Source organism: Bacillus salacetis (assembly GCF_003581585.1).
Lineage (GTDB): Bacteria > Bacillota > Bacilli > Bacillales > Bacillaceae_B > Rossellomorea > Rossellomorea salacetis.
Window position 1 is genome coordinate 44,882 of sequence record NZ_QXIR01000023.1, and the last position, 26,374, is coordinate 71,255.

The window sequence follows — 26,374 nt, forward strand, 5'->3', positions numbered from 1 at the left end:
ATGGAATTAGAGAGTTAAAATATAGTATAGTAATTTATTCATATGACAAAGGTTGTCCAGTGTGCTATACCCTGGCAGCCTTTTTTGGATATTAAAGTTCTTTTTAACCTTCCGCCTGTTTTCTGTGGTATTCCAATTGGAAATAAAAAGGTATAGAATAGGAAGAATAAAATGTTATTTTTCTTTAAATTTGAAACATTTTAATAACATATACGTACTAATTATAAGAACGCCATTTTAGGGGGAGGGGAGTACTTGAAGAAAGTAAATAGGCTTTTTTTTATATTGATATGCTTCTTTTTGCTTGCCTCCTGCAGTGGAAATCTCCCTGAAAATAATGGAAATGAACAATCCGAGTCAGCAGAAGAACAGCCGGTTGGTCAAGAAAAGGAAATTTTGCCGCTGATCATGAAAGAAGATGCTTTTATTAAAGTGATTGACTGGATTGATTCTGAGAAAATATTGATATTATCCAAAGGAGAAAATGGCAATCAACTTCTTCAATATAATTTATTTACTGGAGATCAAAAGGTGTTATATGAAGATCCTGAATACATAGTTGATGCCCAGGTAGGACCGGACAGAAATAGGATATTGGTGCATACTGCTCCGCTTACCTATTCTGCTGCTGTGACTGTAATTGATCTGAATGGGAAAGTCCTGTTTCAGGAGAGTATTGAATCTTATGAAATTGCTTTTGAATGGAATGAGGATAATGCAGACTTATTGTTTATAACAAGCTTTGCTGAAGATTGGAGCTTTAAGACGATGCTGGCTGATATATCAAAAGATACTTTGAATGAAGTGGCCGCTCCCCAGCCATTCATTAAATGGCAGAACGACAACAGTTTTCTGTATCAGGATTGGCCTGAAGAAAGCATCAGTTTGTCAGCTCCTCTATACTCCCGGAACTTGTATTCAGAAGAGTCGGCACTCGTTCAAGAGGGGACAATCCATTTTGATTCAATGACTCCCTATATACTATCCGTCTCTTTGGCAGAGGGAACTGAAGGTACTGGAATTTATGAGTTTATAACCAAGGATGGCACAATATCATCAAGCTTTTCCCAGCCGCTTCTTAGCAGCTATTCCAACTGGGTGATTCCTTACTATGATAAGATAGACACGGAAGCGGAATTTGTTTCTTTGTCTGCTGTGAAATCGGTGCCCGCTGATACCTATCAGGATAAGTTCACATTGGAGCGATGGAATATCAAAACAGGGGAACGTGAAGAATTAATGACAGGGATGGAGAATCAGCCTCTTCAATGTTCACCTAATGGCGAGTATTGCTTAACAGGATACGAATTGAAAACAGCGGTTGATTTAAGTTCTAAAGAAGCAAAAGACGTGATCATTTTAGAGTGAAAGGAGGAAGTGGATTTGGCGATTGTAGATGTAACCGTAATCCCGATTGGAACAGAAACACCCAGTGTAAGCGAATATGTTGCAGATGTTCAGAAGATTCTTCAGAAGCATCAGAAAGAGGGAACGATATCGTTTAAACTTACGCCTATGAGTACATTGATCGAAGGGGACCTATCTGACCTTTTTCGTGTTGTACAGGAGATACATGAGGCACCTTTCAACAAAGGAATCAGCAGAGTGGCGACAAACATCAGAGTTGATGACCGCAGGGATAAGAAGAGGAAGATGGAAGATAAACTGGCGTCTGTTCAGAATAAACTATAAGTCTCCTGAACAGCTGACGCTGATTAGATACTGGCAAATAAAAAATGGAGCCGAAGGGCTCCATTTTTTTAGTGTCCGCCAGGATAACCTGAATGAAGGACAGTCATGATTGTGAACCAGCCAAAAACGCCAAGTGTTCCCAATCCGAAAAGAATGCCTAGAGCATTTTTGTTTTTCAACGAACTTATGCTGGCGAATAGAGCAAGCAATGTCACTAGAGCGAAAATAATAACTAAACCCATCGGTCAAAACTCCTTTCAATAAATCCCCTTTTAATACAATTCCCAAAAGCGGGATAATGATAGTAGCATATGTAATAAATTGCACTTACATTTATTTTATATTTTTTTTAGGCGTTTGTACAGTTCAAAAATTTGACACTTCTTTGTCTAATTTAAGAAGAAGATAAATGTTTTTATAAATTTTATCTTTCCACACAGTACTCTTTCTAAACCTCTGGATTCAATATCTTTTTTAATATCATGTTCAGGAATGGTACAATAGGAAATAAATCACTTGGGAGGTGGCCGGATGAATTGGAAACGATTGCCCCTTGGCCCTTTACAGACAAATTGTTATTGTCTGTGGAATGAAAAAAAAGAATGTGTGCTATTTGATCCCGGCGAAGAAGCAGGGAAGCTGATTAAATGGTTGAAAGCCAATCAGCTGAATCCGCTGGCCATATTGCTGACACATGCACACTTTGATCACATAGGAGCGGTAGACAAAGTGAGGGAAGCATTTGAGATTCCTCTTTACGTACATGAGAAGGAAGCAAAATGGTTACTGGACCCATCCTTAAATGGATCCCAGCTTTTTGCGATGAGTGAAATGGTGAGGTTGAAACCGGCAGACCATGTTATAAAGAATGAAAAAACGCTTACTGTAGGGAGCTTCACTTTCGACTTATATGAAACGCCGGGTCATTCACCGGGAAGCGTCTCGTATTATCATGGAGGGGAACAGGTTGTATTCGCGGGTGATACCTTATTCATGGGAAGTATAGGCAGGACTGACCTTCCGGGGGGCAACCATAAGGAGTTAATAAAAAGCATCCATGACAATCTATTGACACTTCCAGAGGATACAATCGTGTTATCGGGTCATGGTCCTGAGACAACGATAGGTAATGAAATGGATTCCAACCCATTTTTGAACGGGTTTTGATCAAGTCCATAGTAAAAGGCTGTTTAGCATAATATAGTTGCTTTCGGAAAATACCCAGGTGCCGGATTTTTCCCCTGTATTCAAAGGTTTTACTCTCGACAAAGAATGAGCATGCCTTCTCTTTCCTTCTCACATGGGTTCTTACGGCGTTTTACCAGGATATTATTTGAAATTTTGAAATATATATTGAATAGCAACAAAGTTTACGAAAAGAGCCTAATAAAAAAACCTTAAAGCTGACAGCTTTAAGGTTTTTTTATTAGTGCGCTGCGCCAGGCGTCATCATGAACACTGTCCAATAAGTGAATCCGGCAAAGAAAACAGTTAAGTATCCGAAGAAAATATAAATATACATACGTTCAGATAATTTCAAGTAACCCAGCAGAATGAAGAATCCTGTTTGTCCTAAAAAGATCAGTGAAGTTGTTTTCATGTCACCAAGGAAAAAAAAGACTGCGAAAATTCCAGTCCAGAATCCCAATACTCTGTACATACGATCCATATGTATCCCTCCTTTGCACCCTCAGTCCATCAATAAACATTATAAAGGAAAAATCCATCAAAAGTAAATAATCTTTGTAACCAGTTTGTGACGAATACAGTAAATAGATGGCAGATGATAATAAATCATAAAACTACAGTTATAATATACCACCTTTTTAAAAGAATTACCCTTCTTTTTCCTCAGGCTGCAGGCTGTATCACCTGGCAAATAAATATTTTTTAAAAAACATAACAAATATGTGTACAATAGTTATACATGTGGTATACAATTAATATATAAAGTATATAAGTAACTTCCAAGGAGGGAGTAACAATGACAAATTTGACTTTTTTCACCTATCCCAGCTGTACATCATGCCGTAAAGCAAAGAAGTGGCTCAGCGCCAATTCTATTGAATTTGCAGAAAGACATATCTTCCGTGAAACTCCGTCAAAAGAAGAAATCATAAATCTATTATCAATGACGACAAATGGATTGGACGAAATCCTTGCAACCCGAAGCCAGAAGTATAAAGCTTTGAACATTAATATTGAGGAACTTAGTTTGTCCGAAGTTGTAGAGATGATATCCAAAGAACCGAAACTACTTAGAAGACCAATTGTAACGGATGGTAGCAAGCTGGTTGTTGGGTATGACCCTGAAGGACTCAGAAGCCTAACCAGTAAAAGGTCGGTATATCAGCTGACCGTCTGAGCCCTTCTGTGCCCCTCTTACGCACTCTCCACCTTGGTTTCTGACATACTTATCGTATGATTTCTAAATAAAGAGTCTGGGATACAACCTTAATAAATAGCTCTCTTCCCTAAGAGTGAATAAAAAGAATGGATTTCCGCTCCAGGTCCACGACTCCGCGGGGCGGGCGGGGAGCCTCCCCGGTTTTGCCTGGGGGGTTACGTTCCAGTGGGTACGTAACCTTGGTCTCACCTGTCCCGCTAATCCCGCAGGTTGTCGCACACCTTCCGCTCCAATCTGTCTCCGTTCAAGAAAAAGCGGTAAATAACCATAAAGGCAACAGCTTTCAAATGGCTGTTTCCGCATATATTGTTGTTTTCGGAAAAATCCCAGGTGCCGGATTTTTCCCCTGTATACAAAGGTTTTACTCTCGAAAAAGAACGAGCAGCTCTTTTCTTTCCTGCTCACAGGGGTTTTTACGACGATTTACCAGGATATTAATTGAAATTTATATTGAATAGCAACAAAGTTTACGAAAAGAGCCTTTCAAATAGAGCCTAATAACATGAATGAACCGTATGAAGTCAAGTATATAACCCTGACCTCATACGGTTTATTTTCATTTATTTCAGATTAAATACCATTCCCTTCGATAAGTCATCATTGAATCGCTGTTTCCTGTATCTTAGGGGTGGCCTCACCTGTTTGTACGGCGCCGATCGGCCGCTTCCGCTTTTCTTACTGGGCTAGCTGGATTCGAACCAACGCATGTCGCAGTCAAAGTGCGATGCCTTACCGCTTGGCTATAGCCCATCGATTAAATAGAAGCAGTGGTACATTACTAGTATGAAATAAAAATAAAAAATTATGCAAAGAAAGCAGGAGAATATATAAAATTGTCGAATTGGAGTATTAAATAACTGAAAGGTGGTGCAGCTTATATATTATTCAATTGAAGCTTTAGCCGATTCCATACTGAAAAAAGCAGTAACGAAGCATGTCACTGACATCCACTTGTTTCCCCGTAAAGATGATTACCTCATGCAGCATCGAAGCAAAGGCATCCTCACACCAAACGTAAGCATTCCCATTCCAGAAGGAGAAAGGTTAATTTCACATTTTAAGTTTATGGCCTCCATGGATATAGGTGAAAAAAGAAAGCCGCAAAGCGGGTCCTTCACCCTCAGCGTCTCCAGTAAACCACTCGACCTCAGGGTTTCTACATTGCCTACCACAAACTTGAAGGAAAGTCTTGTTATACGTATACTCCCTCAGCAGAAGAACCTCCCCATTGAAAAGTTAGCCCTTTATCCCGCATCTGCACGGAAACTTCTTGCGTTATTAATGAATTCCCATGGCTTGATTATCTTTACAGGACCAACTGGAAGCGGCAAGACGACCACACTCTATTCTTTGGTTGAGCATTGTTCTTCTATCTTGCAAAGGAATGTTGTGACATTGGAGGACCCTGTGGAAAAATTCAATGACTCTTTAGTCCAGGTCCAGGTGAATGAAAAAGCCGGGGTAACCTATTCTGCTGGGCTGCGTGCGATTCTGCGGCATGACCCGGATATTATAATGGTGGGGGAAATACGCGATGAAGAAACTGCCGCTGTTGCCATCAGGGCAGCCTTGACAGGGCATTTAGTGCTGTCGACACTTCATACCAAAGATGCCAAGGGGGCTGTGTACCGATTGATGGAATTAGGCATTCAATGGCATGAGATCCAGCAAAGTCTTATTGCAGTTTCTGCACAGCGGCTCATTAATCTGGTTTGTCCATATTGTGGAGAAACATGTATGGATACATGCATACGTGATCCAGAAGAAAAGAGGGCAACCATCTATGAGATCTTGCACGGAAAGGCACTGGAACAGGTTTTAAAGGAAGCAAAGGGAGAACTCGCTGATTATCAATATCCAACCCTGACTGATTTACTTAAAAAAGGATATGCTTTGGGGTATATCCCGACAAAGGAATTGCAAAGGTGGAAATTAGAATGAAAAGGGGCATTAAGAATCAAGGCACCTTTTTAAAACGGCTTGGTGAACTTCTTGCAAACGGTTATTCCTTAACAGAGGCTATTGAATTTGTCTTTATCGGCCACTACCCTAGAAAAGATTTTCTGAAGACAAAAATGCTTGCCCTTCTCCAGGATGGATCAAGTTTATCAGATACCCTTAAAAGTGCCGGGCTGCCTTTGCATGTATGCTCGCAAATATATTTTGCGGAGAGACATGGAAGTATGGCAGAAACTTTAATCAGTGCCGGGGATTACCTTGCGGCCAGGCAAAAGGACCGGCAAGCATTGATGAAAGTTATGACATATCCCATCATTTTAGTGTTGATCCTGACTGGTGTAATGGTTCTTTTGAAAAATGTACTGCTCCCTCAATTTCAGGTCCTCTATTCTTCGCTTGGCTATACACCTGGAAATGGAATAGGGAACTTCCTTCTTTTCATCGATAATCTTCCTATTCTGATAGTGGCATCTCTCGTTTTTATAGTACTGGCAGCCTGCACTTTCTTCTATCGCTACCAGTCTCATACCCCCATAAGAAAAGCACAGTTCCTTCTGCGTTTTCCACTGCTTTCCCATTATTTGAGAATATTTTATACCCAATTTTTTTCCCGTGAAATGAGTTATCTCCTTAACAGCGGAATGTCCATTAATCAGGCTTTGAAAGAAATCAGCAGCCAAACCTACAGGCCGCTCTTTAAAGAAATGGCTGAAAGGATGATGCAGGATTTAACGATCGGCAAAAGCTTCCCTGAATCAGTCGGGTATTTTGATTTATTCACAGATGGTTTACTGGAAGTGATTAAGCATGGAGAGAGACGCGGTGAGCTGCCCAGGGAACTTTTTACGTACAGTCAATTTTGTATGGAGACCCTCGAATTTGGCGGTAAGAAACTTTTGGCTGTCATCCAGCCGGCTGTCTTTTTCTTTATCGGAGCGTTTATCCTTATCATCTACTTTTCTATCATGATGCCATTATTTCAGGTCATGCAGTCTATCGGCTGATCAACTCAAAAAAACTAAAGGAGGAGTAATTTTGTTGAAAAATCAAAAAGGATTCACCTTGATTGAAATGATGATTGTCCTGCTTGTGATTTCCGTTCTGCTGTTCATCACCATTCCCAATGTGACTAAGCAAGGTTCTTCGATTAACAGCAAGGGGTGTAAGGCGTTCAAAAATATGGTGGAAGGGCAGGTCGAAGCATATCGAATGGAAGAAAAAACGATTCCCGAGGATCTGCAGGAGCTGGCGGATGCGGGGTACTTGAACGAAGAATATAAGCAATGTCCGGATGGAAGGGCGCTTGCTATCGACAGTGAAGGAGCCGTCACGATTGTGGATTAACCCGAGAGCTGCCCAAAGCGGCTACACTATGCTTGAAATGCTCATTGTACTTTCCATCTCAATCACTCTTCTATTCATCTCTTCACTCAGTATCCTGCCATTCTATGAGCATCTCACAAAAAAGAATTTTATTTCTCTGTTTAAAGCTGACCTATATTATCTTCAGAGTTATGCAATCAACAAGAAAGAAAGGGTGGAGCTGCGGTTTTACCCTTATGAAGCCAAGTATTCAGGGAAGGTTATGGGAGGGGAGAATCTAGTGGTGCGCTCTTTACCTGATGGGATTTCCCAGAGGCCCAGTTCACTGAACAGCATAACCTTCTATCCAAATGGAAATACCGACAGATTTGGGATTATATACTTTAAGGCCGGTGAAGATGAAATAAAAGTCTCGTTCCAGATAGGACAAGGAAGATTTCATGTTCAGGAGTAATGAAGGGTTCGGAACTGCCGAAGCCCTTGTAGCTGTCTCCACGATCTTTATGGTATTGGGACTGTTCATCCCCATGGCGGTTGGAATGATTTCTGCGATGGAAAAAAAGGAAAACGCTCTGATTGCTGCAAGAGTGCTCTATGAGCATTTGGAAGAAGAAACCTTTACCGGCAGTCCAGAAAGCAGCTTCTATCAGAGGCAGGGCCAAGTATATGAAATTGTGAAGAAAGAAGGGGCTGTCTGCATCCAATATAAAAATCACACCGGAGACGATCAAATCAACTGTTTGGAAGAAAGGGGAATAGAGTGAAAAGTCAAAAGGGATATACTCTTCTTCATGCTGTATTTACTCTGAGTATCTTTCTCGTTACAGCTTCCTGCATACCTGCAGTACTATCTGGAATCAACATGATAGAAAACAAGCTTGACCCATCCAAAGAATACGAATGGAACCTGTTCAGCCACCAGTTCAGGATGGAAATCAGAGGAGCAAAGAATATCGAGGTCACTGAATCCTCAATCAAGTTTATAAAGAACGATGAAGAAATTCTAATTGAGGAATTTGGAAACTATCTTCGCCGGAGGGTGAATAGGAAAGGGCATGAAATTGTACTGGGACCTTTGGATTCACTGGAGCTGAATTCTGCAAGCAATGGAGTCGAAATAAACGCAGGATTTGAAGGGGCAGTACAAACTGGAAGGTTCTTTACCTATGCGCAATGAAAAAGGATTCATACTCCCCTTTGCGATGATATTGGCAGCCGCAATATTGCTGTTTTCTATATCTGTTTCAGCAATATTTATTTCACGATATTCCTATCTTGATATTATGGAAGAGTCATACAGAAGGGAAAGCCTGATGCTCTTTTCGATTAAAAGGCTGTATTCAATCGACCAATCTTTAAATGGAGCTTTTACCTATCCTGAAGGTGTAGTACGATATGAGGTACAGAAAGAAGATGAACTGACAAGAGCGACGCTAACTCTTGTGACAGCAGAAAAGAAATATGAATCTGTTCATATCACATTTGAAAATGATACGAAAGAAATTGTGGATTGGGAGTAGGAATATTTATGATTTTCTTAATAGGATTCATGGGCTCGGGGAAGACCACTGTTGGAAAGAAGCTTGCAGAGGAACTCCACTGCAGGTATGCCGACACTGATGAGCTGATTGAAAATAAATACAATATGGAAGTTAAAGAGATCTTTGCTCTGTATGGGGAATCGAAATTCAGGGAGATGGAAACCGAGACCCTTAAAGAGCTGGAGGAAGAAGAAATGGTTATTATGACCGGCGGCGGATCAGCCGGCAAAAAAATCAACCGTGATCTTATGAAAGAAAAAGGGAAGGTCATTTGGCTGGATTGCCCTTTTGAAGAATTATTAATGAGGATAGCGAGTGATCCTAAAAGGCCGCTTGTTAAGCAAAAGGGATTGGAAGGAATAAAGAAACTTTTCACAGAAAGGGAACCTGTCTATTATTCCGCCGCGGACTATGTCATAAAAACTTCAGGCTTGACTATTGATGAAATTGTAAAAGAAATTCTTTCTTGTTTAAAGATCAAGCCTCCTGGTGAAACTAGATGATGAAGCCTTAAGGATGGTGTGGCCAATGTCAATCAATGATTATGTCAAATATATGACCCAGACCTTCGTCCGGCATTTTGAAAAATCGCCGCAAGAAAGAAAGACAATAAAAAAACGGCGGAAGAATGAAAGGCCGGGTTTTCTGTTTCGTTGGTTTGGCGTCATTCCATATGCATTGATGTTCTTATTTAAGAAGAAGTAAAATGGGAGGGGACTTTGCTGGTCCCATCCCGTTTTATTTTGCCCTGGTTTAAGGGGAAAGGTAAAATATTCCTCCGTTAATGATTTCCACATTAATTTTCGGCTCATATTGTTCGGCAAGAGCCTGTTTCTCCACAAAATAGGATTCAGGTAATTCTTCCATCCCATCATAGAATTGATCAAGCAAATCAAGATCCTCTTTCCATCTCTTTCGTGCAGATTCTGCCCACTCTGTCGGCTGGGAGTGTACCTCTTTTTCTATTACGGATTTAATTCTCGCAATCCCGCTTTTGGGCTTGATGATCGGGGTCAGGGTGAATGAAAAATCCGGTATTTTTGGCGTAAGCCTCCTCTCCATAAGTTCACGGTGAAATTCTTCCTTCATCATTCCATTGATTAGATTCAGGCCAATTGACTTAAGAAGATCTTTTTTCAGGTCGCATTGATAGGAGATTTTGATATTCAATCCAAGCCAGGGTTGCAAGGGTGTCTGCCTGCCGGGTACAGCAGCTTTACTCTCGAACAACCGGGTATAGCTGGCCAGCCTTCTTGCTGAGCTGAATATCTGGTGGAGTCTGGGCGAACCGAAATGCAGTACTTCCCCTTTTAAATTTTCAGGTGCCTTTTCCTGGTCGGTTATTAAACATAGCCGCATGGGATTCGGAATTCCTCCGGTTTTTTCAAGGTAATGCCAGTAAAATGGCCGGTTCATCAATTCTTTGTCCATATCGATTGTCAATTGGACATTCATATACCCGGGATGGTTTTCTACAATTCCACAATCATTGGCTGTGAAGTACCGCTCAAGAAATTGATGAATTTCGGCTTGCTGCATTCTGTTGTTCCTCCTTCATATTTTCGGCAAATTGAATCATTGCCGTCAGGTTATCCATTTTGATTTTCATTTCGCCTTCTGATCGTGAACTGGTGAAAATATCATCTAAGTGATCTTCAAATTTTCCAAAATCAAGCTTTGTAAGAATGTCATCCAGCTGCCCGATTACTTTTTCAAACAGATTTATTTTTTCATAGAGCAATTTAAGGATATGTTCTTCAACTGTGTCCCGAGTGGCAAAATTATAAATATGGACATCCTCGGTCTGGCCGAGTCTGTGAACCCTTCCTATTCGCTGTTCAAGCCTCATGGGATTCCAAGGAAGGTCGAAATTGATGATGTGATGGCAGAATTGCAGGTTGATTCCTTCCCCGCCAGCTTCAGTTGCAATCAATACCTGAGCATGATTCTTGAATAGTTCCCGCATCCAATCTTTTTTTCCTCGTTTAAATCCCCCGCGGAAAGGCACTGAAGTAATGCCATTTTGTTTCAGGAACCATTGCAGATACAGCTGTGTTGCCCTGTATTCTGTGAAAATGATGACTTTATCATTGACGGACTGTATGATTTTAAGGGCTTCTTGAGCTTTTGAATTAGACTGGACCTGTTCAACTTTTTTCATTATGGCGTTCACACTGTCAGTCAGAAGCGGGGAAGGTTCACCTGCCCGCTCGAGCATATTCTTCAAAGTATAAAATACGGCTTCACGGCTGCTGCAGGCTTCTCTTTGCAGAGTTAACAAGGAAAATGAACTTGACACCCATTCATCATAGGGTCCCTTCAAGATGGAGAAGCTGTCATACAGCTCCCTTTCTTCTTTGGTGAAGTCGATGAGTACCGTTTTGACATGCCGCTTTGTCCACTCAATGCCTGTATCGCTTCTGCGGTTCCGTATCATGACCTTATTGACCAATTCTTTCAGGTGGTCATCGTTCCCTGAAGAGCGGGAACCTTTCTTATACTTTTCGGAAAAGGCAGATTCGTTACCGAGATGCCCGGGTTTAAGAAGAGATACAAGGTGAAAAATTTCCTCCACTCGGTTTTGTATCGGAGTTGCTGTCAGCAGTAAACAAAACTTCTTCTTCAGGTTTTGGACAAACTCGTAATTCTTGGTCTTGTGGTTCTTCAGTTTATGTGCCTCGTCAATGATGACAAGGTCATAGTTTTGTTCATATACCTTTTCCCTATGGGGACTTCTTTTAGCTGTATCAATCGAAGAGATGACGATATCACACTGATCCCAGACATAACTTTTCCTTTGTGCAACCGCTGGTATGAAGAATTTTGAGTTCAATTCAATCGCCCATTGGGATACAAGGGATGCCGGGACAAGAATCAGCACTTTTTTAACAAGCCCCCTAATCATGTACTCTTTTAAAATCAGTCCGGCTTCTATTGTTTTCCCAAGTCCGACTTCATCCGCCAGTATCGCCTTGCCGTTCATAGACTCGACGACTTGTTTTGCCACCTCAAGCTGATGGGGAAGCGGTGTCAGGTTAGACAAATGTTTTGGGGCCTGGAGACCTTCAAAGTTCGGGATCACGGTATGTTCTTCCACCTCGACCGCAAGCTTGAACAGGTCCCAGTCACTCCATGGCCCGTCCTTCTCAATTCGGGAGTCCAGTTCTTCACTCCAGCTGTCATCAAACAATACTTCAACGTCCATGAAATCACTCCTTGTTTTTAATCATAAAAATATTGCCGGATATGTGTCATTAATGATAGGATGTAAGTAGATTTTTAAAGTTTAGAAATTTGTAAAAAAACGAACATTCTATTCGAGCAGAATTCTTTATATTGTTAGTATGACCAATTTATTCAATGAATATTGGCGAATGAAAGCAAGAGGAGAGACTGTTGGATGACAGCGCCGAAGGAGCAAGCAAATTCTTGTGAATCTCTCAGGCAAAAAGACTCTTGCCGGACGCATCTCTGGAGAGTGTTTCAGTTTTACGAAGCCACCCAAGAAGAAAGCCATCAGATGGTTAAACTTTCAGGTGAAAGGACAGAGGATCTCTTAACAAGGGGTTGCTCTGTCCTTTTTTGTGTGTTTGGATGACATCTCTTGTTTAACGGTCGGGACTAGTAAAGAAGGTTCATAGAATGAGGATATCAGCGAAGGGGGAAAAACAATGGCACAACTGAAACGAACGCCTTTATTCGATGCCTATAAAGAAAATGGCGGAAAGTGTATCGATTTTGGCGGCTGGGAACTCCCGGTTCAATTTTCAAGCATTAAAGAGGAGCATGAAGCGGTTCGCACCAAAGCAGGTTTATTTGATGTATCTCACATGGGGGAAGTTGAAGTTAAAGGCAGCGGATCTCTTGATTACTTGCAGAAGATGATGACAAATGACATTTCACGCATCAAAGATGGCGGTGCACAGTATACTGCGATGTGCTATGAAAATGGCGGAACAGTTGACGATCTGCTGGTCTACAAATTCGGGGTGAATCATTACCTTCTTGTGGTAAATGCAGCAAATATAGAAAAAGATTATCAATGGCTCCAGGAGCATGTTGATGAAAATGTTGAACTCAAGAATCTATCTGAAGATTATGCTCAGTTGGCCATTCAAGGTCCCCTTGCAGAACAGATCCTGCAAAAGCTTGCAAGTGAGACCGTTTTGAGTGATATCGGATTTTTCAAATTTCAAAATGACGTGGATTTAAATGGAGTTAAAGCCCTTGTATCCAGAACCGGCTACACAGGGGAGGATGGTTTCGAGATTTATTGTCCTGCTGAAAGCGCATCGGCCCTATGGACTGATATTTTAAAAGCAGGTCAGCCTGAGGGAATTCTTCCTTGCGGCCTGGGTGCCCGCGATACGCTGCGATTTGAAGCTAACCTTGCTCTTTATGGCCAGGAATTGTCAGCTGACATTACTCCAATCGAAGCGGGGATCGGCTTTGCTGTAAAAGTCGATAAGGAATCTGACTTCTACGGGAAAGAAACCCTGAAAGAGCAAAAGAAAGAGGGGGCACCAAGAAAACTGGTTGGTATCGAAATGCTTGAACGCGGCATTCCGCGCCATGGTTATAAGGTGTTTGTAAACGATGAAGAAATTGGTGAGGTGACGACTGGTACCCAGTCACCTACATTAAAGAAAAATATCGGCCTTGTACTAATCAAATCGGAATTCAGCAGCCTTGATACGGAACTATCTGTAGAGATCCGCAATAAGAAGCTGAAAGCGAAAGTTGTGCCTACACCATTTTATAAAAGACCAAAGAAGTAGCAGGGAGGGGATTCCTAATGAAGCATCGTTATTTACCAATGACAGAACAAGATCAGAAAGAAATGCTGGAAACCATCGGAGTCAGCTCTGTAGATGAGCTGTTTGAAGATATTCCCGAGAAAGTAAGATTCAAAGGTGAATACAACATCAAGAAAGCAAAAGCTGAAACAACTTTGATGAAGGAACTAAGTCAGATGGCTGCCAAAAATGCCGACTTGCGCTCAAATTCATCTTTCATTGGAGCGGGAGTTTACGACCATTACATGCCAGTCATTGTAGATCATGTATTATCCCGTTCTGAATTTTATACAGCATATACACCATATCAGCCTGAAATCTCCCAAGGCGAGCTTCAGGCGATCTTCGAATTCCAAACAATGATTTGTGAATTGACAGGTATGGATGTTGCCAACTCTTCAATGTATGACGGCGGTACAGCGCTTGCCGAGGCTGCAATGCTGAGTGCAGGACAGACAAAAAGGAAGAAAGTTCTTGTTTCCAGCACTGTCCATCCTGAATCGCGTGAGGTTTTACGCTCTTATGCGAAAGGACAGTATATAGAAGTTGTGGAGATTCCTCATAATAACGGTGTGACAGATGAGAAGGCGCTGGAAGAATTGATGTCTGATGAAATCGCTGCCGTCATCGTGCAATACCCTAACTTCTTTGGAAGAATTGAAGAACTTGCCAAGCTGGAAAGCATTGTCCATGACAAGAAAGCGATGTTTGTCGTTTCTTCCAATCCTTTAGCTCTTGGAGTATTGACACCTCCTGGAAAGCTGGGAGCCGATATTGTCATCGGGGATGCACAGCCGTTCGGAATCCCGTCAGCATTCGGCGGCCCTCACTGCGGTTATTTCGCCGTAACGAAAAAACTGATGCGTAAAGTACCGGGACGACTTGTCGGCCAGACGGTCGATGAGGAAGGGCAGCGCGGCTTCGTATTGACACTTCAAGCCCGTGAACAGCATATCCGCCGTGACAAAGCCACTTCCAATATCTGTTCCAACCAGGCACTGAATGCCCTGGCGGCTTCTGTTGCCGTGACAGCTTTAGGGAAGAACGGTGTCAAGGAAATGGCTGTCCAGAATATCCAAAAAGCGCACTATGCAAAAGAAGCCCTTAAGCAAAACGGTATAGAGGTGGCGTTTGAAGGACCTTCCTTCAATGAGTTTGTCGTTAAAACTGCACGTCCTGTAAAAGAGATCAATTCAGGATTATTGGAAAAAGGAATCATCGGAGGATTCGATCTTGGCCTTGTGGATTCTGATTTAAATCATCATATGCTTGTAGCGGTTACAGAACTTCGCACAAAAGAAGAAATCGATACATTTGCTAAAGAATTGGGGGATTATCATGCTTAAGAACGATCAGCCTCTCATTTTTGAACTATCAAGAGAAGGACGTACCGGCTACAGCCTGCCTGAAATGGATGTTCCGCAGGTTGACTTATCAGAATTGATACCGGCAGAGTACACTCGTGAGGAAGCGCCGGAACTCCCAGAGGTATCGGAATTGGATATCATGCGCCATTACACCGCATTGTCCAAGCGTAACCATGGAGTGGATTCAGGATTCTATCCACTGGGTTCATGTACAATGAAATACAATCCGAAAATCAATGAAAATGTTGCAAGATTCAATGGTTTTGCGCATCTTCACCCTCTTCAGGAAACAGAAGGTGTCCAGGGTGCACTGGAGTTGATGTATGACTTACAGGAACACCTGAAGGAAATCACAGGTATGGATGAAGTGACTCTTCAGCCCGCTGCAGGTGCTCACGGTGAGTGGACTGGTTTGATGATGATCCGTGCATACCATGAAGCAAATGGCGATACCAAACGTACAAAAGTCATCGTTCCCGATTCTGCACATGGAACCAACCCTGCGTCTGCGACGGTTGCCGGTTTCGAAACCGTGACAGTGAAGTCGGATGAAAACGGTTTGGTAGATATGGAAGATTTGAAGCGAGTAGTGGGTGATGATACAGCAGCACTTATGCTGACCAATCCTAACACACTTGGCCTTTTTGAAGAGAATATCCTTGAAATGGCTTCCATTATCCACCAGGCAGGCGGAAAACTTTACTATGACGGCGCCAACTTGAATGCCGTCATGTCAAAAGCCCGTCCAGGGGACATGGGGTTTGATGTGGTTCACCTTAACCTTCACAAAACATTTACAGGCCCTCACGGTGGAGGCGGACCGGGAAGCGGTCCTGTCGGAGTCAAATCGGATTTGATTCCTTACCTTCCTAAGCCTGTACTTATAAAGCGGGATGAGGAGTATCTATTTGAGTACGACCGTCCGCAATCCATTGGCCGCGTTAAGCCTTACTATGGCAACTTCGGCATCAATGTCCGGGCTTACACATATATCCGTACGATGGGTCCAGACGGATTAAAAGCGGTAACGGAAAATGCAGTCATCAATGCAAACTACATGATGAGAAGGCTGGCTCCTCATTTTGACCTGCCGTATGACCGCCACTGCAAACATGAATTTGTAATAAGCGGCAAACGCCAGAAAAAATTGGGTGTCCGTACATTGGATATCGCGAAGCGACTGCTTGATTTCGGCTATCATCCGCCAACCATCTACTTCCCGCTGAATGTAGAAGAGTGCATGATGATCGAGCCGACTGAGACGGAATCAAAGGAAACGATCGATGCATTCATCGATGCCATGATTCAGATTGCTAAAGAAACGGAAGAGAATCCTGAGATCGTTCAGGAAGCTCCACATACCACTGTCATCAAGCGTCTTGATGAAACATTGGCTGCGCGTAAGCCAGTGCTGCGTTATACGAAAGAAGATTAATTTTCGAAAGGATGTCCTGCGAGGGGCATCTTTTTTTTGTACTGGCTGACTTTGTGAGGAAGCAGGAGAAAAAACGGTGGAAGATTTGCGGCGGAGCGGAATTCATCAGGCATTGGTTGTGACATGTTCATTTTAGTCTCAGATGGCGTAATGGGGTAGGAGAGAGTTAGAATTTGGGGATTGTTCATACAAACATCGGGATGAAACTTTAAGATTGTCCGAATCCGGAGGTGATTCGGACAAAAGGCCGGAAAAACTTCAAAAAATGTCCGAATCCGGGCCTGATTCGGACAAAAACCAGAAAATCCTCTCAAAAATGTCCGAATCCCGCCCGATTCCATAGAACATTCAAAGAAATAACTCCCTGCAAATCCCTGAATCCAACAACAACCTTGCCAAAACACGGAACAAGCAGAGGCAGAGTCGGAATTAAGCAGCGAATCGAAAAAAGAAAACCAACCAAACAAAAAATCCAAATGTTCCTCCAAGTCCTTAGAAACAAATAAGCCGAATCTGAAAAAGATCCGGCTCACAAAATCATTTCTTCTTTTTAACTTTTCCAGACCACTTCTTGAAACCGCCCTGCAGTTGATGAAGATCCCTGTAGCCTTTGCGGCGGAGCATTTGAGCGGCTCTCCCGCTGCGCATGCCGCTTTGGCAGTAGAGGTAAACAGGCTTGTCATTGCGGATTTCCTGTTGACGCTGTTTCATCTGTGATAACGGGATATTTCTTGCACCGAGGATGTGTCCTGCATCAAATTCGTTCGGCTCCCTGACATCAATCAACTGGGCTTTGCGGTATCCTGCACGGAATTCATCCTCCGTCAGGTTATTGACAATACGTTTCTGCATGAAAAACGTAAGGATTGAATACACAACGATGGCACCTAGAACAATCAATAAAAAATATAAACCTGTCAAAACTATTAAACCCCTTTCAAACTTCACTAATCTCTATTATATTCTCTCTCTTTTGCAGAATCAAAAGAAATCTAATCTTATTATATAGTTCAAAAATGGGCAGGACAAGAATTCTTTTTCATTGGGAAGGAAGATTTGTGGAAGGTGTTTCTTCTTTGTTTTTTTGAGAGACTTTGATAGACTAGAAATCGACTTAAAAAGAGTAAAAGAGGGTATGCAGTATGACGAAGGAAGTATGGCGGTATATTGACTCGGGGAACTGTTCTCCGTCTTATAACATGGCCTTGGATGAAGCGCTGCTGGATTGGCACAGCGAGGGAAAGATCCCGCCGGTGATCCGATTTTATGGATGGGATCCTGCAACACTATCGGTAGGCTACTTTCAAAAAGTTGAAAAAGAAATCAATATGGATGCGGTGAAGGAACACGGACTTGGGTTTGTGCGGCGTCCGACGGGCGGAAGAGGTGTCCTGCATGAACATGAACTTACATACAGTGTCATTGTCACTGAAGAGCATCCTGAAATGCCCAAAACCGTCACGGAAGCTTACCGGGTGATATCAGAAGGCATCTTGAAGGGGTTCAGGGCACTTGGGCTTGAAGCCTACTTTGCGGTTCCAAGGACTGATGAAGAGAAACAGGGCTTGAAAAATCCTCGTTCAGCAGTTTGTTTTGATGCTCCAAGCTGGTATGAGCTGGTGGTGGAAGGCCGAAAGGTAGCCGGCAGTGCACAGACAAGACAGAAAGGTGTCATTTTACAGCATGGCTCAATCTTGCTTGATTTGGACGAAGATAAATTATTCAGCTTGTTCAAATATCCCAGCGACAGAGTGAAAGAGCGGATGCAGCGTGCTTTTAAAAGCAAGGCGGTCGCGGTGAACGAAATCAGTAAAGATAAAGTCACCCTTGAAATGGCAAAAGCCGCTTTCAAGGAAGGATTTGAGCAGGGACTGGATATTGAACTGGAGCCATATGTATTGTCAGAAGAAGAAACACAATATGTAGAGGAACTGGCGAAAAAAAGATATGAATCCGATGAATGGAATTATAAAAGATAAGAAAGTTAATAGGTTTTTTTGTTTTTAAAAAGCGATGAAAGTCGCTTTTTTGCTTTTTACCAATACTTGAGGAAGGTTGTCTTTTTTTCAACCTTGAAAAATGTCGTGTTTTGTTGATTACTGGCGGGTAATCTATTATTCCCTTCTGATTTCTCCTTTTTCCAGCTTATTTTCAGTTTGACAAAAAAGATTTATCATGAACTAAACACTATATATAGTGTGTCGAAAAATATTTTATACACTATATATAGTGTATATTGGTTGATTTTCATTTTTGGCTGTGATAAGTTTATTTTGCGAACAACTAATAGATAAACATAAAAAATAATAATTCAATATAGTAGTTTAAGGAGTTGTAATTATGTCTGTCGTATCGAAACAAGAAATGAAAGTGAACCAAGAGAGTCTGAATAAAGCAATCGGTTTATTTCCGCAGGTGCATCCAATTACCCCGGATATGCACATCACGCATAAAGGTGTGTCACGCCTCGTAATGCTTGACCGCTACTCTTTTAAAGACACCGAAAAGATCACCCTCACTGAAGGAGACTTCGTGGTATTGACCATAAAGGAAGATCCAAAGTTCCCTGCAAGGGGCCTTGGCTTCATCAAGAGCCTTGACTGGGAGAATAAGCAGGCAGAGGTATTGATCGATGAGGAATACAGAAGCTCGATCGATAACCCTGAGGAAGCAGAGGCTTCGGTAGTCAAACGTTCATTGGATGTTATTGAAAAACCGCTTGAGGTCTACTATGAGCAAATTGCAAAAAGAAATGCTGCAGGGCTTGCAAGTGTCGAGACGACAGAAGAAAAACGACAGGAATGGTTCGAAAAGTTCTACCATGAACTTGTCAATATGAATTTCGTTCCGGCTGGACGTGTACTGTATGGAGCTGGAGCAGATACAGATGTTACTTATTTCAACTGTTATGTAATGCCGTTTGTCAAAGATTCAAGGGACGGAATATCCGACCACCGCAAGCAAGTGATGGAAATCATGAGCCGCGGCGGGGGAGTCGGGACAAATGGATCGACCCTGAGACCTAGAAATACTTTGGCGAGGGGTGTTAACGGTAAATCATCAGGTTCAGTATCCTGGCTTGATGATATTGCGAAATTGACTCACCTTGTTGAACAGGGCGGTTCAAGACGCGGAGCCCAAATGATCATGCTGGCAGATTGGCACCCGGATATCATCGAATTCATCATCTCGAAGATGCAAAATCCGCGGATTCTGCGTTATCTTCTTGAAAATACACAAGATGAGCAAATAAAAAAAGCAGCAAAAGATAAATTGAAATTCACGCCGCTTACCGAACAGGAAAAGGATATGTATCAAGGAATCATTAACTACAAGCAGATTCCCGGCCTGGGCGGTTTCTCTGATAAAATCATTAAAGAAGCGGAAGAAAAGTTAAGGACCGGCGGCACCTACTCGGTTCATAATTCGGAGTTCCTTACAGGCGCCAACATTTCCGTCTGCCTGACAAGTGACTTCATGGAAGCGGTAGAAAAAGATGAAGAATACAGCTTACGTTTCCCTGATGTAGAGAAGTATGATGAAGAGGAAATGAAGTTTTATAATGAAAACTGGCACGAAGTCGGTGACGTCCGTGAGTGGGAAGAAATGGGGTACAAAGTCCGGACTTATAGAAAAATGCGTGCGAAAGAGTTGTGGAACCTGATCAATGTCTGCGCAACATACTCTGCAGAACCAGGCATTTTCTTTATCGACAATGCCAATGACCAGACGAATGCTAAAGCGTATGGACAAAAAGTGGTCGCGACAAACCCTTGCGGTGAACAGCCGTTGGCACCATTCTCCGTCTGCAACCTTGCAGCGGTGAACCTTGCGGAGTTCGCGGACAAAGAGAACAAGACCGTGGACTTTGAAAAATTGAAGAAGACGGTTGAAGTCGGAGTTCGTATGCAGGATAACGTTATCGATGCAACTCCTTACTTCCTCGAACAGAATAAAAAGCAGGCACTTGGTGAACGCCGTGTGGGTCTGGGTGTCATGGGGCTTGCAGACTTATTGATTTACTGTGAAAAAGAATACGGATCAGAAGAAGGCAGCAAGCTGGTTGATGAAGTGTTCGAAACCATTGCAGTGACTGCTTATCGTGCATCTGTTGAATTGTCTAAGGAAAAAGGAAGCTTCCCGTTTCTTCAAGGAGACAGCCAGGAAGAGACAAACCGCTTGAGGGAAGCATTCATAAACACAGGCTATATGAGCAAAATGCCTGAAGATGTAAGGCAGTCCATTTTGGCGGACGGGATCCGCAATTCCCACTTGCTTACAGTGGCACCAACAGGAAGCACCGGGACAATGGTAGGAGTGGCTACAGGGCTTGAGCCATACTTCTCCTTTACTTACTATAGAAGCGGGCGTCTTGGTAAATTTATCGAGGTAAAGGCTGAAATTGTTCAAGAATACCTTGATCGCAACCCGGATGCCGATGCTGATGCTCTTCCGGAATGGTTCGTATCATCGATGGAACTTGCTCCTGAGGCGCATGCTGATGTCCAATGTGTCATCCAGCGCTGGATCGACAGTTCTATTTCCAAAACCGTCAATGCTCCCAGAGGCTATACGGTAGACCAGGTGCAAGGCGTTTATGAAAGATTATATAAAGGCGGTGCGAAAGGCGGTACTGTTTATGTAGATGGAAGCCGTGATTCTCAAGTACTGACGCTGAAAGCTGAAGAAAACAGCTTCGATGAAGAAGAAACTGAACAGCCTGTGGCATCAGGCAAGAAGCCGGTAGTACTGGTCGACACCATCCAGGACGTAAGGTCGACTGATGTTACGATTGGTTCCGAAGTAGGAAACACTTGTCCTGTATGCCGAAAAGGTACGGTCAAGGATATGGGCGGATGCAACACATGTACAAACTGCGGTGCCCAGCTTAAATGCGGACTATAAGCCAGTGAAGAAGGAGAATTTTCTCCTTCTTTTTTTGAAGTGACTACTTTAGTACGTTAAAGGATGAAAAGGGACAGTCCCTCTTCATCCTTTAATGCACTAAAAGGATAAGGACAAACCCTGAAAAAACATTTTTCTATTCTAAAACCCTTCAAATGAAATTAAAGATGTAAAAAAGGAATTTTTGAAGGGAATGGTTCCATGAACATCGATGGTGTATTCTCAGGTGGTGGAATCAGGGGGCTCGCAATGATCGGGGCCTGCAAGGCAATAGAAGAAAATGGGTTTAGGTTCAAAAGGCTTGCTGGAACAAGTGCCGGGGCAATCATTGCCGGATTTATTGCAGCGGGCTATAAAAGTGATGACCTTCTCAAGATAATGGATGAAATTGAACTGACGCAGCTGCTGGATAAAAAGACTCCTCTGTCGTCCATTCCTTTTGTCCGCTGGATAAAGGTTTATTGGAAGCTAGGCCTCTATAAAGGAGATACTTTGGAAGCTTGGCTGGAAGAGAAGTTGCGGGTAAGGGGCATTTATACGTTTGCAGACCTTGCTCCAGGAGCATTGAGGGTCATCGCTTCTGATTTATCCAATGGCCGTCTCATGGTGCTTCCGGATGACCTCGATAAATATGGGGTGCCGAAGGAAACATTCCCTGTAGCAAGGGCAATTCGAATGAGTGCAAGCCTTCCGTATTTCTTTGAACCTGTAAGGCTGAAGTCATTGGACGGTTTAAGCGTTATCGTAGATGGTGGAGTATTAAGCAATTTCCCAATGTGGCTGTTTGATAAGGAAAACACCAAGAAGGTTAGGCCGGTTCTGGGGATAAAGCTGAGCCCGAATATGCAGGAACGACCAAAGAATGTAATCCATAATGCCGTCAATATGTATGAAGCGTTGTTTCAAACAATGAAGGACGCGCATGATTCACGGTATATTTCAAGGAAACATGCGAACAACATCATTTTCATCCCGACAGAAGGGGTGCTTACTACAGAATTTGAGCTCACCGATCTTAAGAAGAGCGAGCTTGCAGAATATGGGTACGTAAAGGCTCGGGAGTTTTTGCAGAGCTGGAGTTTTGGGTAAGGAACGAGTCGGGAGCAACCTGTATACAAAAGGGGCTATTTGCAAATGTTGTTGCTTTCGGAAAATCCAAAAGCCGGATTTCCTCCTGTATTCCAAAAAGCATTGCTCTTAAAAATATGGAGTCCTGCTTACCGGTTGTTTACGGGGGAAATACAGGATAATAGTTGGAATAATTATTTGAAAGGCAGCGAATTTCACCAAAAGATCCATAACTGGAAATAAAAAAATCGAGCCTTAGAGAGATGCTCGATTTTTTCCGTTTTTCCTATTCTTCTTGCCTTCAATGACAGTAAGGTTTGCCTGTGATTTCTTTCGATGAGATTTTTTTCGGAACGGATTTGGCGCATTTGTTTTTGCTTTTACAGCAGTTGTTTTCTTGTTATACCGCTTTTTGGATTGTTTTGCTGCCTTCAGGAAGGCCTTTTGATCTTTGTTTTTACCTTTACCGCCCATCATCACTTTTCGGAAAACAAAATAAATGATCACGGCTATGGCTGCGTATACGAGAATCCGTTGAAGAAGAGCAAGAGGGTCTCCTATAAGAGTGGATACCAATCCAATAGAGGCTAAAAGAATAACAGCTCCTGCAATTACGAAACGAGCATTCAAGAAGGTCACCTCCTTTGGAACCAAGTTTATAGCATAATAGGCCTTTATCTATATTTTAGACTAAATCCGTCCATCTTAACCGTATTTCTGATTTATTTTACATATTTGTCTCTTTCTGGACAGCCCCATGTGTTACGTTCATGTAAGTATTTTCATTTTACTAAAATCCCCTGAAATTTAGCAATCCTGTATATTGATGAAATACTTTTTTCGAAATGGACAATACTACACATAGGAGGTGTTTTAGCATGTCTGCAAGAGAGCAAGAGCCATCAAGCGATAAGAATCTGGAACAGAATAAACAGGAAAAACCCCTGTCGTTCATTGGCATGGTGATTGCCACAGGGTTTACAGGCGGGATCCTTTGGAGCGGCTTTGCGTATATCTGCTATATGTTCTCATTTACTAAAATCGAACCGAACATCATCCTTGAACCTTGGGCTGTGGGGAATTGGAAAGAAACCTGGCTGGGAATCGTGATTTCCATACTGGCTTATGGATTGATCTCCATAGGGGTTGCACTGATTTACTATGCAGCTTTAAGAAAACTCAAATCAATGTGGGTGGGAGCCGGATATGGCATCGCCCTGATGCTTGCCGTTTTTGTAGTCCTGAACCCGTTGTTTCCAGGTATGAAGGGGATCACAGAAACAGACTACATCACATTGATAACGATAGCATGCATTTATATTCTCTATGGAGTGTTCATCGGTTACTCGATTTCATATGAAGAAAACGAACTTCAGCATCACTTTGAAAAAGAAGAGCAGCCAAGTCAATAATATTCAGACAATGTAGTAGGTTTGTCAATTTGTTTGTGTTAGAATGTTCATGTTGAACATTCTATTTTTATGGGTGAATACATATGAAAAAGATTCTTCTGTTGAATGGACCGAATCTCAATCGTTTAGGTAAGCGTGAACCGCATGTATACGGTACAGCCACGCTGTTTGAACTTGAAAAGAAAATGAAGGAAGCTGCCCTGTCGGAGGGATATGGACTGACCGCGGTACAATCAAACCATGAAGGTGTCCTTATCGATTTACTGCATCAGGCTGAAGATGAAGGAATCGCCGGTATCATCTTTAATCCAGGTGCCTTCACACACTACAGCTATGCATTACGGGACGCCATCGCCGGTATTGAGGTCCCCGTGATCGAAGTGCATATTTCCAATGTTCATAGAAGAGAGGCCTTCAGGCATCATTCTGTCCTCGCAGAAGTCTCAGAAGGACAGATCGTCGGTCTTGGGTTCTTTGGCTATGAACTTGCCCTGCAGGCTCTTATAAAAATGCATAAGGGAGATGAAGAGGTTGAGTAAACTTGATAAATTGAGAGAGAAATTTTCCGAAAATAACATTGATGGGATATTAATTACCAGTACATACAACCGTCGTTACATGACAGGTTTCACTGGTTCCTCAGGGGTTGCTTTGATTACTGCTGATAGTGCAGTTTTCATCACTGACTTCCGTTACACTGAACAGGCTGCAGAACAGGCTCAAGGATATGAGATCGTGCAGCACAAGGGGCCGATTCCTGCTGAAGTAGCGGTCCAGGCGGAGAAGCTTGGCATCAAAAGGTTGGGTTTTGAAAAGAATTATCTCACCTATTCAGCATTCGAGAGCTATAGAAGCAAAGTTGAAGCTGAATTGGTTCCTGTAAGCGGGATGATAGAAGATATCCGTTTAATCAAAACAGAAGCAGAATTGAAAATCATCAAAGATGCTGCAGATATAGCTGATGCTGCATTCAAGCATATCCTTGATTTCATCAAACCAGGTAAAACGGAATTGGAAGTATCCAATGAACTGGAATTCTTTATGAGAAAAGCGGGAGCTGCATCTTCTTCATTTGATATCATTGTTGCTTCAGGCACACGTTCAGCGCTTCCTCATGGGGTAGCCAGCGACAAAGTCATTGAAACAGGGGATTTCATTACTCTTGACTACGGTGCATACTATAAAGGATATTGCTCGGATATGACAAGAACGATTTCGGTGGGTGAGCCTTCTGAGAAGCTGAAGGAGATCTATGATGTTGTCCTTCAATCACAGCTGAAAGCAATGGAAGAAATCAAGCCTGGCATGACAGGTGCGCAGGCGGATGCCATCGCAAGGGATTATATAAAAGAAAAAGGTTACGGCGATAACTTCGGACACTCGCTCGGCCACGGAATCGGACTGGAAGTACATGAAGGACCGGGGTTATCCCACCTTTCCGAAACTGTTTTAAAACCTGGCATGATTGTCACGGTTGAACCGGGAGTATATGTCCAGGGAGTAGGTGGGGTGCGTATCGAAGACGATACAATCATCACTGAAAATGGAAACGAAACACTCACACACTCGACGAAAGAACTCATCATTCTTTAATAAAGGATCAATCGAATTAATTGCTGATTCCGGAGAAATCCCAAAAGCCAGGGGTACAAGGAAGCACCCGCGTTGAACAGGCAGGGAAATCTTTAAAGTCAACAGGATTCTTCAATTGAATCTTAGGGGTGTTTTTAGGATTTTTTCAAACCAGCAATTAAGATTAGAAAAGAGTTCTTAATAAAACTATTGCCATAGGAAAAGAATATGGCATAATAGACATGCAATAAATAGTCGCTTCACGGCTATTCAATTTAGGAGGAACACTCATGATTTCAGTAAATGATTTTCGTACAGGCCTTACGATCGAAGTAGATAACGGAATTTGGCGCGTTATGGATTTCCAGCATGTTAAGCCTGGTAAAGGGGCAGCATTTGTACGCTCCAAATTAAGGAACCTTCGTACTGGTGCAATCCAGGAAAAGACATTCCGTGCAGGTGAAAAGGTCGCTAAAGCACAGATCGATAACCGCAGAATGCAGTACCTTTATGCAAACGGGGATATGCATGTTTTCATGGATACCGATTCATACGAGCAAATTGAACTTAATGCATCTCAAATCGAGTATGAGCTGAAGTTCTTAAAGGAAAACATGGAAGTTCAAATCATGATGTACCAAGGGGAAACTCTTGGGGTCGAACTGCCAAACACAGTTGAATTGACTGTTACTGAAACTGAACCCGGCATCAAAGGGGACACAGCTTCCGGCGGTTCAAAACCAGCAACTGTCGAAACTGGCCTGACTGTAAACGTTCCTTTCTTTGTAAACGAAGGGGATGTTCTGGTCATCAACACAACAGACAGTTCCTATGTATCCAGAGCGTAGAAACACCACAATCCAAGAAGCTGAAGGGCTGAAATCCTTCAGCTTTTTC

The 26,374-nt window shown here is 42.5% G+C and carries 30 protein-coding genes, 1 tRNA gene and 2 riboswitches; of the genes, 23 read left to right on the forward strand and 8 right to left on the reverse strand.

The window, feature by feature from the left end:
- Nucleotides 1–255: 255 nt before the first annotated feature.
- Nucleotides 256–1,368, forward strand: a complete 1,113-nt coding sequence (locus tag D3H55_RS15775) for a YqgU-like beta propeller domain-containing protein (RefSeq protein ID WP_119548283.1) — start codon at nt 256–258, stop codon at nt 1,366–1,368.
- 15 nt (nt 1,369–1,383) lie between these two features.
- Nucleotides 1,384–1,692 carry an MTH1187 family thiamine-binding protein gene (locus D3H55_RS15780; RefSeq protein WP_119548284.1) on the forward strand — a complete coding sequence of 103 codons (309 nt, stop codon included), beginning with the start codon at nt 1,384–1,386 and terminating at the stop codon, nt 1,690–1,692.
- A gap of 68 nt (nt 1,693–1,760) precedes the next feature.
- Here D3H55_RS15780 and D3H55_RS15785 read toward each other — a convergent pair whose 3' ends face one another.
- Entirely contained in the window at nt 1,761–1,934 is a 174-nt protein-coding gene (locus tag D3H55_RS15785; protein ID WP_119548285.1) for a DUF2759 domain-containing protein, read from the reverse strand.
- Nucleotides 1,935–2,223: 289 nt separating this feature from the next.
- Here D3H55_RS15785 and D3H55_RS15790 point away from each other — a divergent pair, with 289 nt between their 5' ends.
- A complete protein-coding gene (locus D3H55_RS15790) occupies nt 2,224–2,859 on the forward strand; it encodes an MBL fold metallo-hydrolase (protein WP_119548286.1) in 636 nt (211 codons plus the stop codon).
- A gap of 259 nt (nt 2,860–3,118) precedes the next feature.
- On the opposite strand, the gene D3H55_RS15795 is transcribed toward D3H55_RS15790, so the two are convergent.
- The gene (locus D3H55_RS15795) at nt 3,119–3,361 is read right to left on the reverse strand and encodes a DUF2626 domain-containing protein (protein WP_119548287.1); all 243 of its coding nucleotides are present in this window, start codon (nt 3,359–3,361) and stop codon (nt 3,119–3,121) included.
- Nucleotides 3,362–3,676: 315 nt separating this feature from the next.
- Between D3H55_RS15795 and D3H55_RS15800 the strand changes: the two genes are divergently transcribed.
- Nucleotides 3,677–4,057: a Spx/MgsR family RNA polymerase-binding regulatory protein gene (locus D3H55_RS15800; RefSeq protein ID WP_119548288.1), complete on the forward strand. Its 381-nt coding sequence runs from the start codon at nt 3,677–3,679 to the stop codon at nt 4,055–4,057.
- 720 nt (nt 4,058–4,777) lie between these two features.
- Here the strand turns inward: D3H55_RS15800 and D3H55_RS15805 are convergent.
- Nucleotides 4,778–4,849 (reverse strand) — tRNA-Gln (locus D3H55_RS15805).
- A 114-nt stretch (nt 4,850–4,963) separates the two neighbouring features.
- Between D3H55_RS15805 and comGA the strand changes: the two genes are divergently transcribed.
- The 9 genes from comGA to D3H55_RS15850 are packed head-to-tail and all read left to right on the forward strand — an operon-like array spanning nt 4,964 to nt 9,627.
- Entirely contained in the window at nt 4,964–6,040 is a 1,077-nt protein-coding gene (gene comGA, locus D3H55_RS15810) for a competence type IV pilus ATPase ComGA (RefSeq protein ID WP_119548289.1), read from the forward strand.
- A complete protein-coding gene (gene comGB, locus D3H55_RS15815) occupies nt 6,037–7,062 on the forward strand; it encodes a competence type IV pilus assembly protein ComGB (protein ID WP_119548290.1) in 1,026 nt (341 codons plus the stop codon). Before comGA ends, comGB begins: the two co-directional genes overlap by 4 nt.
- 31 nt (nt 7,063–7,093) lie before the next feature.
- Nucleotides 7,094–7,402: a competence type IV pilus major pilin ComGC gene (gene comGC / locus D3H55_RS15820; protein WP_205685498.1), complete on the forward strand. Its 309-nt coding sequence runs from the start codon at nt 7,094–7,096 to the stop codon at nt 7,400–7,402.
- Nucleotides 7,392–7,835, forward strand: a complete 444-nt coding sequence (comGD, locus tag D3H55_RS15825) for a competence type IV pilus minor pilin ComGD (RefSeq protein ID WP_168413128.1) — start codon at nt 7,392–7,394, stop codon at nt 7,833–7,835. The genes comGC and comGD overlap by 11 nt, the downstream gene beginning before the upstream one ends.
- Nucleotides 7,822–8,145, forward strand: coding sequence for a hypothetical protein (locus D3H55_RS15830; RefSeq protein ID WP_119548292.1), 324 nt, complete (start codon nt 7,822–7,824; stop codon nt 8,143–8,145). The genes comGD and D3H55_RS15830 overlap by 14 nt, the downstream gene beginning before the upstream one ends.
- Nucleotides 8,142–8,558 (forward strand): competence type IV pilus minor pilin ComGF, encoded by a 417-nt coding sequence (comGF, locus tag D3H55_RS15835; protein WP_119548293.1) that lies wholly within the window; start codon nt 8,142–8,144, stop codon nt 8,556–8,558. The genes D3H55_RS15830 and comGF overlap by 4 nt, the downstream gene beginning before the upstream one ends.
- Nucleotides 8,548–8,901: a competence type IV pilus minor pilin ComGG gene (gene comGG, locus D3H55_RS15840; protein ID WP_119548294.1), complete on the forward strand. Its 354-nt coding sequence runs from the start codon at nt 8,548–8,550 to the stop codon at nt 8,899–8,901. The genes comGF and comGG overlap by 11 nt, the downstream gene beginning before the upstream one ends.
- A gap of 8 nt (nt 8,902–8,909) precedes the next feature.
- On the forward strand, nt 8,910–9,425 hold the full coding sequence (locus D3H55_RS15845; protein WP_119548295.1) for a shikimate kinase: 516 nt from the start codon (nt 8,910–8,912) through the stop codon (nt 9,423–9,425).
- Between the two features lie 25 nt (nt 9,426–9,450).
- The gene (locus D3H55_RS15850) at nt 9,451–9,627 is read left to right on the forward strand and encodes a YqzE family protein (protein ID WP_119548296.1); all 177 of its coding nucleotides are present in this window, start codon (nt 9,451–9,453) and stop codon (nt 9,625–9,627) included.
- A gap of 48 nt (nt 9,628–9,675) precedes the next feature.
- On the opposite strand, the gene D3H55_RS15855 is transcribed toward D3H55_RS15850, so the two are convergent.
- Nucleotides 9,676–10,461, reverse strand: a complete 786-nt coding sequence (locus tag D3H55_RS15855; RefSeq protein ID WP_119548297.1) for a YqhG family protein — start codon at nt 10,459–10,461, stop codon at nt 9,676–9,678.
- Nucleotides 10,430–12,127 (reverse strand): DEAD/DEAH box helicase, encoded by a 1,698-nt coding sequence (locus tag D3H55_RS15860; protein ID WP_119548298.1) that lies wholly within the window; start codon nt 12,125–12,127, stop codon nt 10,430–10,432. Before D3H55_RS15860 ends, D3H55_RS15855 begins: the two co-directional genes overlap by 32 nt.
- Before the next feature lie 169 nt (nt 12,128–12,296).
- Nucleotides 12,297–12,388: riboswitch (glycine riboswitch) on the forward strand.
- A gap of 3 nt (nt 12,389–12,391) precedes the next feature.
- A riboswitch (glycine riboswitch) is annotated at nt 12,392–12,472 on the forward strand.
- Nucleotides 12,473–12,593: 121 nt separating this feature from the next.
- Between D3H55_RS15860 and gcvT the strand changes: the two genes are divergently transcribed.
- Genes gcvT through gcvPB form a run of 3 tightly spaced genes read left to right on the forward strand, consistent with a single transcriptional unit; the run spans nt 12,594 to nt 16,520 of the window.
- A complete protein-coding gene (gcvT, locus tag D3H55_RS15865; RefSeq protein ID WP_119548299.1) occupies nt 12,594–13,700 on the forward strand; it encodes a glycine cleavage system aminomethyltransferase GcvT in 1,107 nt (368 codons plus the stop codon).
- A 17-nt stretch (nt 13,701–13,717) separates the two neighbouring features.
- Complete coding sequence (gcvPA, locus tag D3H55_RS15870) at nt 13,718–15,064, forward strand: aminomethyl-transferring glycine dehydrogenase subunit GcvPA (RefSeq protein ID WP_119548300.1); 1,347 nt, start codon at nt 13,718–13,720, stop codon at nt 15,062–15,064.
- The gene (gene gcvPB / locus D3H55_RS15875) at nt 15,057–16,520 is read left to right on the forward strand and encodes an aminomethyl-transferring glycine dehydrogenase subunit GcvPB (protein ID WP_119548301.1); all 1,464 of its coding nucleotides are present in this window, start codon (nt 15,057–15,059) and stop codon (nt 16,518–16,520) included. Before gcvPA ends, gcvPB begins: the two co-directional genes overlap by 8 nt.
- On the opposite strand, the gene D3H55_RS15880 is transcribed toward gcvPB, so the two are convergent.
- Nucleotides 16,517–16,996 carry a hypothetical protein gene (locus D3H55_RS15880; protein ID WP_119548302.1) on the reverse strand — a complete coding sequence of 160 codons (480 nt, stop codon included), beginning with the start codon at nt 16,994–16,996 and terminating at the stop codon, nt 16,517–16,519. The two genes, gcvPB and D3H55_RS15880, sit on opposite strands and share 4 nt — an antisense overlap.
- A gap of 61 nt (nt 16,997–17,057) precedes the next feature.
- Nucleotides 17,058–17,441, reverse strand: a complete 384-nt coding sequence (locus D3H55_RS15885; protein ID WP_119548303.1) for a rhodanese-like domain-containing protein — start codon at nt 17,439–17,441, stop codon at nt 17,058–17,060.
- 221 nt (nt 17,442–17,662) lie between these two features.
- Between D3H55_RS15885 and D3H55_RS15890 the strand changes: the two genes are divergently transcribed.
- The 3 genes from D3H55_RS15890 (at nt 17,663) to D3H55_RS15900 (ending at nt 22,514) form a co-directional block, all read left to right on the forward strand.
- Complete coding sequence (locus D3H55_RS15890; RefSeq protein ID WP_119548304.1) at nt 17,663–18,499, forward strand: lipoate--protein ligase family protein; 837 nt, start codon at nt 17,663–17,665, stop codon at nt 18,497–18,499.
- A gap of 361 nt (nt 18,500–18,860) precedes the next feature.
- Nucleotides 18,861–21,425 carry a vitamin B12-dependent ribonucleotide reductase gene (locus D3H55_RS15895; RefSeq protein WP_119548305.1) on the forward strand — a complete coding sequence of 855 codons (2,565 nt, stop codon included), beginning with the start codon at nt 18,861–18,863 and terminating at the stop codon, nt 21,423–21,425.
- 201 nt (nt 21,426–21,626) lie between these two features.
- On the forward strand, nt 21,627–22,514 hold the full coding sequence (locus D3H55_RS15900) for a patatin-like phospholipase family protein (protein WP_119548306.1): 888 nt from the start codon (nt 21,627–21,629) through the stop codon (nt 22,512–22,514).
- Nucleotides 22,515–22,748: 234 nt separating this feature from the next.
- Here D3H55_RS15900 and D3H55_RS15905 read toward each other — a convergent pair whose 3' ends face one another.
- Nucleotides 22,749–23,123, reverse strand: a complete 375-nt coding sequence (locus tag D3H55_RS15905; RefSeq protein ID WP_119548307.1) for an SA1362 family protein — start codon at nt 23,121–23,123, stop codon at nt 22,749–22,751.
- A gap of 248 nt (nt 23,124–23,371) precedes the next feature.
- Between D3H55_RS15905 and D3H55_RS15910 the strand changes: the two genes are divergently transcribed.
- The 4 genes from D3H55_RS15910 (at nt 23,372) to efp (ending at nt 26,325) form a co-directional block, all read left to right on the forward strand.
- Nucleotides 23,372–23,905 (forward strand): YqhR family membrane protein, encoded by a 534-nt coding sequence (locus tag D3H55_RS15910; protein WP_119548308.1) that lies wholly within the window; start codon nt 23,372–23,374, stop codon nt 23,903–23,905.
- Nucleotides 23,906–23,988: 83 nt separating this feature from the next.
- Nucleotides 23,989–24,444: a type II 3-dehydroquinate dehydratase gene (aroQ, locus tag D3H55_RS15915; RefSeq protein WP_119548309.1), complete on the forward strand. Its 456-nt coding sequence runs from the start codon at nt 23,989–23,991 to the stop codon at nt 24,442–24,444.
- Nucleotides 24,437–25,498 (forward strand): M24 family metallopeptidase, encoded by a 1,062-nt coding sequence (locus tag D3H55_RS15920; RefSeq protein WP_119548310.1) that lies wholly within the window; start codon nt 24,437–24,439, stop codon nt 25,496–25,498. Before aroQ ends, D3H55_RS15920 begins: the two co-directional genes overlap by 8 nt.
- Before the next feature lie 269 nt (nt 25,499–25,767).
- Nucleotides 25,768–26,325 (forward strand): elongation factor P, encoded by a 558-nt coding sequence (gene efp / locus D3H55_RS15925; protein WP_119548311.1) that lies wholly within the window; start codon nt 25,768–25,770, stop codon nt 26,323–26,325.
- Nucleotides 26,326–26,374: the final 49 nt, after the last annotated feature.